The sequence below is a fragment of the Neobacillus niacini genome, assembly GCF_031456445.1.
In the GTDB taxonomy this organism is placed as follows: domain Bacteria; phylum Bacillota; class Bacilli; order Bacillales; family Cytobacillaceae; genus Neobacillus; species Neobacillus niacini_I.
The window spans coordinates 363,563-379,338 of record NZ_JAVDUQ010000002.1 but is presented as its reverse complement, the minus strand read 5'-3'; the positions used below and the strand labels follow the sequence as shown (position 1 = coordinate 379,338).

At 38.8% G+C, this 15,776-nt stretch carries 13 protein-coding genes and 1 rRNA gene; 3 read left to right on the top strand and 11 right to left on the bottom strand.

Annotated elements, in window-relative coordinates:
- The 9 genes from J2Y67_RS04605 to J2Y67_RS04565 all read right to left on the bottom strand — a co-directional run.
- A 16S ribosomal RNA gene (locus J2Y67_RS04605) occupies positions 1-319 on the bottom strand; the annotation flags it as partial.
- A gap of 320 nt (positions 320-639) precedes the next feature.
- On the bottom strand, positions 640-780 hold the full coding sequence (locus tag J2Y67_RS04600) for a hypothetical protein (protein WP_310171152.1): 141 nt from the start codon (positions 778-780) through the stop codon (positions 640-642).
- 59 nt (positions 781-839) lie between these two features.
- A complete protein-coding gene (locus J2Y67_RS04595) occupies positions 840-2,174 on the bottom strand; it encodes a flavin monoamine oxidase family protein (protein WP_310171150.1) in 1,335 nt (444 codons plus the stop codon).
- 24 nt (positions 2,175-2,198) lie between these two features.
- Complete coding sequence (locus J2Y67_RS04590) at positions 2,199-3,623, bottom strand: amino acid permease (protein ID WP_310171146.1); 1,425 nt, start codon at positions 3,621-3,623, stop codon at positions 2,199-2,201.
- A gap of 81 nt (positions 3,624-3,704) precedes the next feature.
- Entirely contained in the window at positions 3,705-4,802 is a 1,098-nt protein-coding gene (locus tag J2Y67_RS04585) for an aromatic ring-hydroxylating oxygenase subunit alpha (protein WP_310171144.1), read from the bottom strand.
- A gap of 316 nt (positions 4,803-5,118) precedes the next feature.
- Complete coding sequence (locus tag J2Y67_RS04580; RefSeq protein ID WP_396954036.1) at positions 5,119-5,868, bottom strand: amino acid ABC transporter ATP-binding protein; 750 nt, start codon at positions 5,866-5,868, stop codon at positions 5,119-5,121.
- A gap of 31 nt (positions 5,869-5,899) precedes the next feature.
- Positions 5,900-6,562 (bottom strand): amino acid ABC transporter permease, encoded by a 663-nt coding sequence (locus J2Y67_RS04575; protein WP_310171143.1) that lies wholly within the window; start codon positions 6,560-6,562, stop codon positions 5,900-5,902.
- Between the two features lie 55 nt (positions 6,563-6,617).
- Positions 6,618-7,781 carry a saccharopine dehydrogenase family protein gene (locus tag J2Y67_RS04570; RefSeq protein WP_310171140.1) on the bottom strand — a complete coding sequence of 388 codons (1,164 nt, stop codon included), beginning with the start codon at positions 7,779-7,781 and terminating at the stop codon, positions 6,618-6,620.
- 62 nt (positions 7,782-7,843) lie between these two features.
- Positions 7,844-8,644 carry a transporter substrate-binding domain-containing protein gene (locus tag J2Y67_RS04565; RefSeq protein ID WP_310171138.1) on the bottom strand — a complete coding sequence of 267 codons (801 nt, stop codon included), beginning with the start codon at positions 8,642-8,644 and terminating at the stop codon, positions 7,844-7,846.
- A gap of 227 nt (positions 8,645-8,871) precedes the next feature.
- Here J2Y67_RS04565 and J2Y67_RS04560 point away from each other — a divergent pair, with 227 nt between their 5' ends.
- The gene (locus J2Y67_RS04560) at positions 8,872-9,546 is read left to right on the top strand and encodes a GntR family transcriptional regulator (RefSeq protein ID WP_310171137.1); all 675 of its coding nucleotides are present in this window, start codon (positions 8,872-8,874) and stop codon (positions 9,544-9,546) included.
- A 196-nt stretch (positions 9,547-9,742) separates the two neighbouring features.
- Positions 9,743-10,963 (top strand): CdaR family transcriptional regulator, encoded by a 1,221-nt coding sequence (locus J2Y67_RS04555; protein ID WP_310171134.1) that lies wholly within the window; start codon positions 9,743-9,745, stop codon positions 10,961-10,963.
- A gap of 1,337 nt (positions 10,964-12,300) precedes the next feature.
- Here the strand turns inward: J2Y67_RS04555 and J2Y67_RS04550 are convergent.
- The gene (locus tag J2Y67_RS04550; RefSeq protein WP_310171132.1) at positions 12,301-13,467 is read right to left on the bottom strand and encodes an NAD(P)/FAD-dependent oxidoreductase; all 1,167 of its coding nucleotides are present in this window, start codon (positions 13,465-13,467) and stop codon (positions 12,301-12,303) included.
- Positions 13,468-13,721: 254 nt separating this feature from the next.
- Here J2Y67_RS04550 and J2Y67_RS04545 point away from each other — a divergent pair, with 254 nt between their 5' ends.
- Positions 13,722-14,954 carry a CdaR family transcriptional regulator gene (locus J2Y67_RS04545; RefSeq protein ID WP_310171130.1) on the top strand — a complete coding sequence of 411 codons (1,233 nt, stop codon included), beginning with the start codon at positions 13,722-13,724 and terminating at the stop codon, positions 14,952-14,954.
- 114 nt (positions 14,955-15,068) lie between these two features.
- Here J2Y67_RS04545 and J2Y67_RS04540 read toward each other — a convergent pair whose 3' ends face one another.
- The gene (locus J2Y67_RS04540) at positions 15,069-15,776 is read right to left on the bottom strand and encodes an ABC transporter ATP-binding protein (RefSeq protein WP_310171127.1); all 708 of its coding nucleotides are present in this window, start codon (positions 15,774-15,776) and stop codon (positions 15,069-15,071) included.

Below are 15,776 nucleotides of genomic sequence, written 5' to 3'. Positions count from 1 at the left end.
TGGCCGATCACCCTCTCAGGTCGGCTACGCATCGTCGCCTTGGTGAGCCGTTACCTCACCAACTAGCTAATGCGCCGCGGGCCCATCTGTAAGTGTCAGCCGAAACCGACTTTCAGCTTTTCCACATGAGAGGAAAAGGATTATCCGGTATTAGCTCCGGTTTCCCGAAGTTATCCCAGTCATACAGGCAGGTTGCCCACGTGTTACTCACCCGTCCGCCGCTAACCTTCTGGGGCAAGCCCCAAAAGATTCGCTCGACTTGCATGTATTAGGCACGCCGCCAGCGTTCGTCCTGAGCCAGGATCAAACTCTCCAAGAAAGTTGATGTAGCTCGAATGTTACGTTGGCTCGTGTTCTCTATATAATAGTAGAAACACGAATATTATTGTTTGTTGACGTTTTTGTTTGTTTAGTTTTCAAAGAGCAAGTTTACTTAATTTTCAATCTATCGCTCAGAAGCGACTTTATTATTATACTAAGATATCATTTGAAATGTCAATATCTTTTTTTTGATTGTGTCCTCTAAAAACTGTTTGTTTTTTAGCGACTTTTATACTTTAACATCATTAACGCATTTAAGCAAGATAATTTTTCATTCTAAAAATATCCTGTCCCATTAAATAATTTTCTCCCATTAATCTATTTGTTTGTTTTAGGAGAATTATTCAAATCTCTTTTACCTCTGTCTAAAAAAATGAACTCATTTTGGAAATGACCTGTTGTTTCTTTTACCTTTTCATTCAAACCAAACCCCATTCGGGCAATAAAACCGCCTTTCAAAAGAACCCAATCACAGCAAAAAATACACGAGCCAAACCCGTGTATTTTTCCATCATGTATTATTTCATTTCATATATTTGATTACGTATCTTCCCGCTCGTGAGATGCTTATGCACCTTTCTCCCTGTCGTAATTCCGCTCTCAATCGCTCCATCAATAAATCCTGCCCAGCCATTTGCATAAGTGGTTCCAGCCAAAAACACATTATTTTCCGGCGTATTCCATTCCTTATGATAGGTGGTTAACTGATTGGGCTTTAACATCGGCCATGTTTCCCTGGAAAACTCATCATTTACCCAATCATGGCCCGTGCTCTCCAACACCTCAATATCCGGAATCCAATGCCGTAACGCCATTTCTACTCCGGCCCTGTCATTCGGATCAAGCATAGCTGCACTTGGTCCAAACCCAACCACAATTGTATCTTCACCCGCATAACGATCCACATGAACCGAATTTAACGGATAGCTGCCTGGTGCTAGAGCATCAAATGGATCATACTTTCCTTTTACAAGCGCCCAAACTTTAACCCCTTTCGATGTTTGCCCTTCCTTAGACGAAGCTTGTTTCTCACAAGAAAGTGCCGGTACAAAGTCAATATCCTGCAATGTAGAAAGCGGTACAGTGACAATGACAGCTTTTCCAGTAAAAGAAGAACCATCTGATGTCATAACTTCAACAGAATTTTCATCATGCACTATTTTTTTCACAATCGTATTTACCCTAATTTCAGCGTCTGCATCTTCCGCAATCGACTCCACCAAAGCCTTAGTACCATTTTTCAACCGGTAACTCGATACCATGGCACTGTGGGTATCCCAATTTCCGCGTGAAAAAATCCACCAACGAAAGATTTGTGTCACCGCACCTTCTTCAGGTGCACCGCAGTAATCAGAGGCCACCCAGCCGTGCAAAATATCATATTCCTCTTGCGTGAGGCCAAAATCCTTCATAAACTGGGCCACCGTAATTCCATCCAAATCTCTAAAATCAGGCGAATGTAAAGGTTCAAATGGCATAGGCATATATTTCATGCTCTCGCTCATTAACCTTTCAACTGTATTCTTTAGCTTATTTTTAAATTCGGTTGCAGGGGCAGAGTGAGTTTTGCCTTCAGCAATCCAATAGACCGTTTCCGTTTTCGGGCCGGTTGCTAGTTCCAAGCCATAGCGCGTGATTTCTGTCCAAACATGCGGCTGATGCCAATGGACATAGGTTCCCCCCATTTCGAGCTCCGAACCTAGACGGGTGTCAACCCATGTCCTTCCGCCGAGACGGTCGCGTGCCTCCAAAATCAGGGCACGATGTCCTAATTGTCTTAACTCCCTAGCAGCGGTAACCCCCGAAAATCCCCCACCGATAACGATAACATCATAATCTTTTTCATTTCCCATTCATCTTTCCTCCCAATCCAATCGTTAGATCTCTTCCGTCTCAATCCCAATCACTTTGGTTTCCTGATGAATTGGCAGCGTGATATTTCTTCGTTTGAACCAAAGGTAATAATAAAAGTAGCAGGCAGCAATAAACCCAAATCCCCAATATAAGGATGAACGTTGTGTTGGATCAAAGGCCATAAAGCCGAAAATGAACAAACACATGATAATACAGAGAATCGGGATAAATGGATAGAATTTAACTTTATATTTCAAATCCTCCACTTTACCGCCATTTTTAATGAATTGTCTTCGGAATCCCATTTGTGCAACCGCTATAGCCAACCACGTCAGCGTTCCACCGATTCCACTCACAGCTAATAAAACAACAAACAAAGTATCGGCAGCCACTACACTCGTAAGAAGTGATAATAACGCAAAAATTAAGGTTACTAATAAAGCATTAAAAGGAATCCCACGTTTGTTAATTTTGCCAAGCGCTTTCGGGGCCATTCCATTTTCCGCCAAGGAAAACATCACACGCGTACAAGCAAACAGTCCGGTATTTCCAACGGAAAGAATCGCGGTTAAAATGACAAAATTCATAATGTCTGCGGCATAGGGAATGCCTACCATATCAAAAACAGTAACAAACGGACTTTCAAGCACACCGGCTTGTTTCCATGGAACAAGGGCTGATAAAACAAACATCGCTAATACATAAAAAATTAAGATTCGGAAGACGATATTGCGGATCGCCCGCGGAATATTTTTTTCCGGTTCTTCCGTTTCCCCTGCTGCAACTCCCATAATTTCCGAGCCCTGAAAAGCATAAATCACACTCATCATTGAAACGAAAACACCGACCATACCGGCAGGGAACAAGCCATCACCTAGAAAATGAGTAAAATATGGGGTAGATTCATGTTTTAGGCTGATCACTCCGAACATAGCTCCTAACCCAATCACAATGAACATAATGACAGCTAAAACCTTAATGCCCGCAAACCAATATTCTGTTTCGGCGAAGGTTCTTGTCGTAAGAGAATTAATCGAAAAGAGAAGGATAATAAAGATTGCACACCAAATCCAAACCGGAACATCTGGAAACCATCGCTTCATCAGTACACCAGCTGCCGTAAATTCAAGTCCCACATACATAGCCCAGCTCAGCCAGTAGACCCAGCCGACTACAAACCCGGTAGAGGGTCCAATAAACTTTGTCGCATGGGCTTGGAAAGACCCGGAAACTGGCATGACAACGGATAATTCCCCTAAACAAACCATGACTAAATACATGAGAAGACCGCCGACTAAATAGGCTAAGATGGCTCCAAAAGGACCTGCCTCACCGATTGCGTAACCGGACCCGAGGAACAGACCCGTTCCAATGATTCCTCCTAAAGACATCATAAATAAATGCCTGCTCTTCATTGCCCTTTTCAATTCTACTTGTTTATTTTCCATTTTCTCACCTATCTTCCACAAAAAAATTTTTAGTAAGGAAGCGCTTACACAGAGGTGATCCTTAAGAAATATTTCTATCTCTTAAAAGGTCTTGGATGGATTTGTAGTTTGTAGCGGCAAAACTGTTTCTAAATCCCTTTGCAGCAGTAAATGAAATTGATGAACTAGATTTTCAGTTAGAGAAAATCTTCCTTGCGTATAGGCCCCGGTCTCAATCCCTTTCTGCACCACTTCACAAATATCTAAATCCTCTTTTCTGACCAATTGATCCATCGCCATTAGTTCTTCCTCTTCCTCCGTAATTTCGTCGGTCATGAAAAAAGTAGTATAAACATACTTGGTGGTTTTATGATCAATTGGGATCGATTGGTGGATGGATAGATTTGCTGGACCAGGATCGAAAGAGAACCAAGTATTCGGATAGAGCCAATAATATCTGCCGCCTTGACCAAGACCAAATTCGCTATTCTTTCCTTTTAACGGAGTGCCTTGGTAAGAATAGTATTCTTGCATCTCCATTTCGTATAGTTTCATATCAAGCTTGGAAACTAGGGTTTTATGGACAATCGAGCAATGGTCGCATTCAAGGTAATTATCAATCCCAATTTTCCAGTTCGATTTACAAATCGTTTCTTTTACGCGAATTCTTTTTAAATGATTAAGGTCATATTTCTCTACGTGTTTAAACAGGTCCGGAAATTGAGATACCATTGAAGGAGCATCGGGGTCTAAATTTACAAAAATAAAAGATTGAATGATTTCTAGTTGGATCGTTTTTAAACAAAAATCCTGGTAGTCAAAATGTTCACATCCGCCCATATTTGGCGCTCTTAACAGAGAGCCATCTGTCCGAAATGTCCATGCATGATAGGGGCAGGTAAAGACATGTTTATTTCCCTCCCCTTCGACTAACTTTGCCGCACGATGTGTGCAGACATTATAGAAGGCATGAATCTCCCCATCCTGTCCGCAGCTAACAATAATCGGGCGATCTGCCACTTCAGTGGTAAAATAATCACCTGGCTTTGTTACTTGACTAATATGTCCAACGTACTGCCATGTTTTACAAAAGATTTCTCTCTTTTCCACTTCAAGAACTTCAGGCTTTGTATAGAACCATGAGGGTAACGTATAGGCTTCACTAAGATTTTCACTTACTCTTACTTCATTATTTCTCAACTTCTTAACCTCCTTTTTACTATTAATCACATTACAATAAGGTAATTGTAAATTAAAAATATTCTGAATCATATGTACAGTTTAACTAAAAAAACAGAAATAGAGAAATCGCTTTTTGTTTTGTTTCACTAAAATCACCGAAAAAAATCGATAATACGCCACTTTCTGTGCAATCCTTCCGAAGAATTCGGCTACTTTTTCTTCTTTTTCATGGAAAATACACAGTTGATTTTCTTAGACCAGATGGGAACTTCAAAAATTTCACTTAATAAAAAACTGCAGTCCTACGATAGTAGATCTGCAGTTTTTTCTATTTTTATATTACCTTCATAAGAAATCTTTTTGTTCTCTCTTCCTTTGGATGGTTGAAAATTTCTTCCGAAGATCCTTGTTCGACTATGACTCCCCCATCCATAAAAATTACACGATCGGCTACCTCTCTGGCAAACTGCATTTCATGTGTAACTACAACCATCGTCATCCCCTCTTGCGCTAAATCCTTCATTACCTGAAGTACCTCTCTAACTAGTTCTGGATCCAATGCAGAAGTAGGCTCGTCGAAAAGAATAACCATCGGTTTCATGGAGAGTGCCCTTGCTATTGCCACCCGTTGCTGTTGCCCACCTGAAAGCTGTGAAGGATAATGGTTACAACGTTCTCCTAAACCTACTTTTTCAAGAAGGATCTGAGCGAATTTTCTTGCTTCTTCGCGCTGGACACCTTGTACGACAATAGGTCCTTCCATCACATTTTCAATGGCTGTTTTATGCGGAAAAAGATTAAATTGCTGAAAAACAAATCCTGTGCTTTGCCGTAACGACCTAATTTCATTTTTCCGTTTTCGAGTCAGCTTTTCACCTGCAGGTAACAAATGCTTGCCAATTTTAATAATCCCTTCGGTAGGTTCTTCTAAAAATGTAAGGCACCGCAGCAGTGTTGACTTCCCCGACCCACTTGGTCCCATTAGAACAACCACTTCACTTTTATTGACCGAAAGATCGATTCCATGAAGGACTTCAAGATCACCAAACTTCTTTTTAAGGTTTTGTAACTGGATTATACTCATTACTCCTCTCCTTCCTTCAAAGTTTTTAATATTAATTGCCAAGTGTTATATGCTGAGATGTGCGTTTTTCAAGTTTGTCTAATAAGTTTGAGAAAAAGGCAATAATGATCCAATACAGCACAGCAGCCAATAAATAAATGGTTAACGGTTCAAATGTTTTCGCGATGAGTAATGATGACATTTGCAATAATTCTGTAACGGTAATAACGGAGATTAGGGATGTATCTTTAATTAAAATGATAAAGGTGTTTGACATGGTTGGAATCGCAATTCGAAGACTTTGAGGCAAGATAATTCTTCTTAGGGCCTGACCATATGTCATTCCCAATGAAACGGATGCTTCCATTTGTCCCTTATCGATAGATAATATCGAAGCACGAAAGGATTCCGACAAATACGCTCCCGCATTCAAGCTCAGGGCAAGGATTCCGGAGGGGATCGGTTCCATTTCAATACCAATTTGTGGCAGACCATAATAAATGACGAATACTTGTACAAGTAAGGGAGTTCCACGGAAGATGGAAACATAAAAGGCAGCTAATTTGACCAACGGCTTTAGGCTGGATATCCTCGCCAATGCTGTGAAAAATCCAAGAACGAGAGCGATTAAAATGGAAACTACAGCTAAAAAAATCGTCATTAATGTAGCATTTAGTAATGCTGGCAGGGATTCTATTATTATTGAAAAATCCATGAATTTTCCTCCAGTCTAACAAACATCAATCTATAAAACTGCAAAAGCTGGATGATTAACGATTCGGTACTAGAACCTCTTCACGAAACGAAATTTCAATTCCCAAAGCTTTTAATTCTTCCATAAATGGGGTAAAGCGATCCCCGATGATAACATTTTCAACGGGAACAATTCCTACTTCGTTTATTTTTTTAGCAGCAATCCAATTGGCAAGTAACATGGCCGGGAGAGCGGTCGTTTTAGCCATAGAAGTTATATTTCGCACATGATCATAAAAATCGACCATTTCCCATGTATATTTAACCTGCTGTCCAGATTTTAGGCCGCTAACCTCTACTCTTAATACAGTAATATCCTCTTTTGACTCTCCTTTCATATTTGGCACCAATATTTTCTCTGTAAATGCACGTGGACTTGAATAATTTCCATTCACTTCAATTGGCTCCTCATCAAAAAAGCCTAATTCTTTTAATGTTTCCATCTTTCCCCAGTGCCCTTCATATCGAACGGTCTTTTCATATAATTTTTTCACTTTATCTTTTAGTGTATAGGCCGTACTATGCGCATCCGTAATGACGGCTTCACAAGCCCCTACAGGTTCAGGGAAAGTCATTTTTTCTAAACCTGAAAGAGGAGGGAATTCTACTAGTTTACCATTTTCAGCTGCTTTTGCCGGTCTTGTATAGAGTCCAAGTACACTCTCAAGCCGGAAAACCACCTGGTACCATAATGGAGGTTTTGGGTATCTCGGGATTCCGCCGCAAACCATGACCGCTTTATCAGCCTCATCAAGCATTTCGATTCCTTGTGCGGCCAAAAAGTTTGTAATACCCGGTGCAACCCCACACCCCGGCATTATAATGACACCTGCTTCTTTGGCTTGTTCATCCAATTCTAATTTTTCTTCAATTTTAGAACCGACTAAGTCTACGAGATGACATTTTGCTGAAATTGCTGCTTTAATAGCCGGTAAACTTAATGAATGTGGTAGACATGCAACAGCAACCTCTGCTTCTTGTAAAACTTTTATGATTTCTTCAACCGTCCCTAACGAAGTACATTTCCCAATCACTTTCGAGTTATTGGCAATTTCCAAACATTTATTAACACTTTCTTGATTTACATCGACTGCAGTTACTGATTCAATATTTGAAAACTTCACCAGTTCACTAACTACTGTTGTTCCAATCATTCCTGTTCCTAAAACGACTGCCCGCATTTTTTCTCCCTCCTATTAACCTCTTAATTAATCACTTTTTAATTTCCTAAAACCCCAATAATTTATTTTTCCAATGGCTCTGTACCAAACCACTTTTTGTAGATTTGGTTGTATGTTCCATCCTTCTTCATATCAGCTAGGATGGTATTCACTTTCTCAACAAAATCTCCATTTTCTTTTTTTACTGCCATCCCAATTTCATCTTTATTTAAAATATCGCTAGTGATTTTAATTGGTAAATTCTTTTCTTTTATGTTGTAGCTCATTAATAATTGGTCGTTAATAATGACGTCCAATCTTTTGTTCGCTAAATCCGCAATATAGTCATTTACGGATTTATATAACTTTACATTTGCTCCATCCACACTTTTTGCAACTTCCTCAAACGTTGTTCCCCCACCTACTCCAACGTTTTTCCCTTTAATATCTTCAAGCTTTGTAATATTATTGGTATCTTTCCTAGTGACTAAGACTGAACCCGTAACTACATAAGGATTGGTGAAATCAACACTCTTTTTACGTTCCTCGGTTACAGACATTTGGCCGATAATAATATCGAATTTATCCGATTTTAACCCACCAAGAAGACTATCCCACTTTGTAGCGACAAACTCCGTCTTCACACCTAGACGTTTTGCGATTTCGTTCGAGATGTCTACATCGAAACCATCATACTTTTGATCATCATTTAAAAAATTGAACGGTGGATAGGTTCCTTCAAATCCTACTTTTAATACCTTTGATTTTTCTACCCGGTCCAAAACACTATTTTTACTATTTCCACTCGCTTCCTTTCCGCTGCAGGCTGATAGAACACCGATGATTAATAATCCAATAATAGTCAGTAAAAAACTTTTTTTCATCTAAACTCCCCCTCGATATTTTACCTAAATTAGTAAACGCTTTCAGGTGAAAGAATTTTGCTCCTCCTTTCATAATATTTAAATTGTTGTCCAAAATTGTAGTACAATTAAATAAAGTGTATACTCAACTCATATCGCTGTCAATATTTTTTGAATATTTTAAATATTACTATATTGCTATAAAATACTTGTTTTGATAAAATATAACAGAGTAGGTGAAATGTCATATGAAAGAAAAAACCGTTGAGAAACATGTATATGATCAAATAAGAGCTGCAATATTAGCCCGGCAGCTTGCCCCAGGTAAACAATTAGTGGAACACAATATTTCTAATACTCTGGGAGTTAGCCGAACTCCAATAAGAAATGCCATAAAAAAATTATCACTAGAGGGATTAGTGGATATGATTCCAAATCGGGGGGCATTTGTAACCAGTCCCTCAAAAGAAGAAGTTGTTCAGGCATATGAATTACGTGCAAATTTGGAATATCTGGCGGTAAGGAAAGCAATGTTCGTTATGGATGAAAATGATTATCTTACTATTAAGAAGATCATAGAAGATGAAAAAAAGAGTCTAAGTAATCATAATTCAGAGGATTTTGTAAACGCCAATAAAGCTTTTCATATCGCTATCACCCAAAAATGCAATAATAAATTTTTAAATGATTTTATAGAGAGACTGATTAACCAAACAAATATTTATCTCATCCTTTTTGATGAATTTTTTTCAAATCCAGGACTAGAACCTTATAGTCCTAATGAACATAGTTATATTTTAGAATTAATCCAAAATAAAGATGAAGCTTATTTAAAAATTGCCCTAGAAAACCATTTTAAGCACTCTATAACAAGTATTGATATTCGTTATAGTGGATATAAAGACCTAGATGAAATTTTTTGAGAATAGCATTCCCATCCGCTTCCAATTATGGTTGCGGATTTTTTAATAGATTTGAATTCTAAATTTTCTAAATAAATTGTACTTTTAACGTAAAAATAGGTAAAATTATAGAGAATTTTTGTTTCTTTATTAATGAGTTATCGGAAGTTTACCTCTATAGTTGGCTGATTAAAAGGAAACGAAAGGAGTATATAGTATGAAAATACTCGAACACATCGCCCAGGATATTGTTGAAAAAACGAGCGAAATTTTGCAATATCCTATCAGTATTACCGACAAGGAAGGAATCATCATTGGTTCAACCGATAAAAATCGAATTGGCCTTTTCCATCAGCCTTCCCTTGAAGTCATCAGAAAAAATACGATGGTCAATTGTAAAAATGAAATCGAGAAGAGAATTCTTCCAGGAGTCTCCACTCCGTTGAAATTTAACAATAAAGTGATTGGCGTTCTTGGGATTGTCGGCGATCCAAAGGAAGTTAAAAAATATGTCCAACTTGTTAAGAATCAAGTAGAAATGATGTGTCAGGAAGCCTTTCGAAAGGAAATGGTGGACCTAAAGGAAAAAATGGTCGAAATGTTTGTCCACCAGCTCATTCACTATCGGGAATCCATGAATGAAATCAATGAACAAATTCTTCAATCAGCAAAACTGCTTGAATTTGATTTACATACCAACCGGGTCTGTCTGTTAATCGACATTCATAATTTTTCAGAAAAGATTTCCGCCAAAAAAGGAACAGACGATTTTTATGAAAGCTTTCCGATGCAATATTTCCAAAAAGAGCTTTTAAGCTTTTTCCAATTAATTTTTCAAGAGAATAATGATGATATGATTTCATTTCTTAGTCTGGAACGGTTAATCGTCATAAAGGCACTCCCTTATCCCCGCTCGTTTTCGACTTTAGTGGAAGGTTTGCCAAATAAACTGGAAAAAATCAATACGTTTCTCGCAAAAAAATACGGTGTGACGGCTGGTGTTTCAGCGGGAAATATCAGCAGCAATCTAAGCGGGATCGCTGAATCCTACCATAATGCCGTAAAAGCCATGTCGATTGGAAAACAATATAACCAGGATTCGGGAATTCATATTTATAATGAGCAGGAAATGCTTTGGAGGCTTCTACCAAAAGAACTGACATCTGAATATAAGGAAAAACTGGTACAATTCATTTCCCCTTTGATCAAACAGGATAATTACGAGATTTTATCCTCTACCTTTATCGGTTTTTGCCAATATAATATGAATTTAAGTGAAGCATCTAGGAATCTATTTATCCACCGAAACACGATTATCTATCGCCTTGAAAAAATTAGCGAAATCACCTCTCTCAATACGAGCAGCTTTGAGCATTGTATGCTCCTTTATACGGCCATTCAATGTTATGAGGAAGCAAAAATGGAATCTGTACGCTAAGCAGGTTCTTTTTATAAACATATACCCATAGTGCCCGTGATTAGGAAATTTGAATTTGTGCCGGCACTATCAGAGCTTCATAGTTCCCACGCACTGTGAATTTTAGTTTGTGGGGCACTATCAGAGGTTCACAGTTCCCATACACTGTGAATTTTAGTTTGTGCGGGCACTATCCGGGCTTCACAGTTCCCATAGACAAAGAATTTTGGTTTGTGCAGGCACTATCAGAGCTTCACAGTTCCCATACACTGAGAATTTTAGTTTCTGCGGGCACTATCAGGGCTTCATAGTTCCCATAGACAGAGAATTTTAGTTTGTGTGGGCACTATCATAGGTTCATAGTTCCCATACACTGGGAATTTTAGTTTGTGCGGGCACTATCATAGGTTTATAGTTCCCATACACTGTGAATTTTAGTTTCTGCGGGCACTATCCGGGCTTCATAGTTCCCATACACTGGGAATTTTAGTTTGTGTGGGCACTATCAGAGCTTCACAGTTCCCATACACTGGGAATTTTAGTTTGTGTGGGCACTATCCGGGCTTCATAGTTCCCATACACTGTGAATTTTAGTTTCTGCGGGCACTATCCGGGCTCCACAGTTCCCATAGACAGAGGATTTTAGTTTGCGCGGGCACTATCCGGGCTTTATAGTTCCCATACACTGTGAATTTTAGTTTCTGCGGGCACTATCCGGGCTTCATAGTTCCCATAGACAAAGAATTTTAGTTTGTGCGGGCACTATCAGAGGTTCACAGTTCCCATACACTGTGAATTTTAGTTTGTGCGGGCACTATCCGGGCTTCACAGTTCCCATAGACAAAGAATTTTAGTTTGTGTGGGCACTATCAGAGCTTCATAGTTCCCATACACTGTGAATTTTAGTTTGTGTGGGCAATATCAGGGCTTCATAGTTCCCATACACAGAGAATTTTAGTTTGTGTGGGCACTATCAGAGCTTCATAGTTCCCATACACTGTGAATTTTAGTTTGCGCAGGCACTATCCGTTCCCATACACTGTGAATTTTAGTTTCTGCGGGCAATATCCGGGCTTCATAGTTCCCATAAACAGAGAATTTTAGTTTCTGCGGGCAATATCCGGGCTTCACAGTTCCCATACACTGTGAATTTTAGTTTGTGCCGGCACTATCAAAGCTTCATAGTTCCCATGATGAGGTAAATTGTGAACGCACGGGCACTATGAGGTTTAGTAAGTTATTAAATACAAAATTCGACTCCATTATTGAAAAAAGCCCCCAAAAGCGTCAAGAAATCGAAGTTAAAAACCATAGCCTCAGGAGGAAAACATTCCCCCAGAAGCTATGGTTCTCGTAAATTAATAAATTGCATCTTCAATAATTAATTGGTTTTCAGCAAATCGTTCCACCCTTAATGGGGATAAATCCAAGGTTTCATATTTACCCATGCGAATCAATTCGGAAAGACATTTTCCTACAGCGGGTGCCTGCTGCATCCCATGTCCGCTAAAGCCAAAAGCTACAAAATACCCCTTCATCTCCGGATATTTCCCTAAAATAGCATTATGATCTTCGGTGTTAAAATCATAAAGGCCGGACCAACCTCTTTCGATTTTCGCATTCTCAAAGTTTTTAATTCGATTGGCCAGCACCGGCCATATGTTTTCAACAAATGCCGATCTTCTCCATTTAAAATCAATCCCTGGTTCAATTTCCTCAGCATAACCGGATATAAACTTCTCGCCTTCATGTCGGAAATATACGCCAGTTGGGTCCATGGTTAACGGAAGATAGTTTTGCAGCGGTGTTTCAATATCAAACTGAAAAATTTGTCTTGGGAGGGGGACGACTGGGAGAGGCAAACCTGCTTTTTCACTCAAGAGAGACGCCCAGGCACCGGCACAATTGACGACAACCGGTGAAAAAAATTCACGTCCATCCGTAAGCTTTACCCCTTTTATGTGATCCTGCTCGGTAATAAGACTGTCTACAGCGTCATAAACATACTCCGCTCCTAATCTTTTAGCATTTCGAATATACCCCTGCATGACAGAGTAAGGGTCCAAATAACCACTTTCTGAACAAAAGAGGCCCCCGGCTAAATCTTCTGTATTTAGTTCAGGAATAATCTTCAACAGGTCATTTGTATCGAGCAGCTGAGAATTGATACCGTTTTCATTTTGCAGCTTTAAATGTCTTTCGAATTTTGGCATCATTTCATCTGTTGCTAAAAATAAATAGCCTCTCTGTTTAAAGTCGATTTCCATTTCTTCTCCGTCGATTGCCATCGATTTTGAAAAATCTTTATAGATTTGAAGACTATATTTACTAAGCTGCATATTCACCGCCGTAGTATAAAGCTGTCTAAAACCCCCCGCACTCCTAGGGGTGGAAGCATATTCATAAAGACCATCCTTCTCAAATACTATTACCCTGCCATTAAAACCATCCTGTAATAAGTGATACGCGATACTTGAACCAATTACTCCACCACCAATAATGATAATATCTGCTCGATTTGACATGGTAACTCCTGCCCTTCCTCTATATTATTTAACAGCTAGGAAACAAAAGTGCGTCGGGATCGAAAAAGCACTCGTCAATTGATGTTTCACCCTATATTACTACTGTACTCATTTCGTAACTCTTAATCTATGTGCATTTTTTACGGTAAATTGAATGATTAGAATTGTTTTAATAGTCAATTTTAACAAGGGATTTTCACTTAATATCTAGAATGTATTATTCAAGGATTTTATTCGTTTAAAGGAGTGGTAAAATGGCTTTCTTAGAGGATATATCCCAAACGATTGTGGAGAATACATCCAGAATCATTGGATATCCAATCAGTATTACGGATGATAAGGGATATATTATTGGGTCAAATGACGAAAACCGCTTAGGAAGTTTTCATCAGGCATCGATCGATGTTTTAAAAAGGAAGGAAACCATTTGTTACGAGCATGATGAAGTCAAGAATCTTAAAAACGTTCTGCCCGGTGTAGCTACCCCCATCATCATTAATCAGGAGACTGTAGGGGTACTAGGAATTGTTGGAAATCCGGCAGAAGTAAAAAAATATGCTCAGCTTGTGAAGAGTCATGTGGAATTATTGTGCCATGAATACTTAAAAAAAGAAATTCGCATTCTTGAATCTAAAACACTGGATCATTTAGTCCATTATTTACTGAGTTCAGATACGATCGAGGACATGAGCCAAATCATCCGCTTTGGAAAAATGCTCGGTTACAATCTAGATTTAGAGTTCAAACGCGTCTGCCTCATTATCGAAATTGATATGCTGTCAGAACAATTTTCCGGAACAGACCCGAAAATCCCCAATACGTTTTCATGGCAATTTTTACAGGATAATATGATGGATTTAATGCGGTACTATTTAATAGACAATAAAGAGGATATCCTTTCATTATTGACATTAGATCAATTTATTTTAATAAAAGCAATCGATGCAGCTGAGTCCCCTGAAAGTTTTACCAAACAAATGGAACACAAAATTAGCAGGATGAGTGAATATATTAAATCGAAATATCAATTTAATGCAATAATTTCGATTGGAAGCATGAAAAAAGGGATTAAAGGAATTAAAGAATCCTACGAAGAATCGCTTAAAACTTTAATTGCCGGTAAAAAAACAAATATTTCTCCTGAAGTTTATCATTATAATGATTTAAATATTATTCTTGAATTAATTGGAACTGATTTACCTCCCTACATAGCTGAACGACTTTCCGATAAAATGACCTGTTTTTTTCAACATGTTAATTTTCCTACCTTATCTAGCACCTTTATTACCTATTGCAAATGTAATATGAATATAAGCGAAACCGCCCGGAGTCTATTTCTCCATCGAAATTCCTTAGTTTATCGACTAGAAAAAATCAGTGAATTGACTTCTTTAGATATTACAAACTTCGAACATTGTCTTCTGCTATATTTTGCGATAAAAAACTTCAAACTAGAAAAAACACCAGCCCATTCATTAATATTGTAAAAATGCTGAAGGAACCATACTTCTCAAACCATATCTAAAAGGGAGTGTCCCAAAAATCATTTTGGGACACTCCCTTTTTAAAAAAGATATGTCAATTGCCAATCTTCTGCCTGCTTATCCGCCAAGGTAAATTTTCTCGATGACCTTGTCTTTTATTAAATTTTCAGTTTCATCTTCACGAACAATTTCCCCCAATTCCATCACATATGCTCGTTTTGTTAATCGTAGTGCGGCACGGGCATTCTGTTCTACCAGGAGAATCGTCGTTCCGGTTTCATTGATTTTTTTAATGGTATCAAAAATGGTCCTCACTATAATGGGTGCAAGGCCCATCGACGGTTCATCCAACAGCAGCAGCTTGGGCTTACCCATCATTGCCCTTCCCATTGCAAGCATTTGTTGTTCCCCTCCCGAAAGGGTTCCGGATAACTGTTTTCTCCGATCAAATAACCTTGGAAATAACTCATACACCTCTTTTAGCCCATCCTGTAAATGGTCTCTGGCGCAATAGCATCCAAGCTGGAGGTTTTCCTCTACTGTCATTGTAGAAAAAACGCGTCTTCCTTCCGGTACATGGATCAATCCTTTTTTTACAATTTCATGGGCATTTCTTTTATGAATGGGCTCGCCATTATAATGGATGCTCCCATTTTTAGGCCGGATCAGTCCTGAAATGGTCCGAAGCGTCGTAGATTTACCTGCACCGTTGACACCAAGCAAGGCGACAATTTCCCCTTGGTTAACCTGAAGCGATATATTTTTTAGTGCAGGAACTTTTCCATAGGAAACTGAAACATTTTGGATTTCAAGTACCGTTGACAT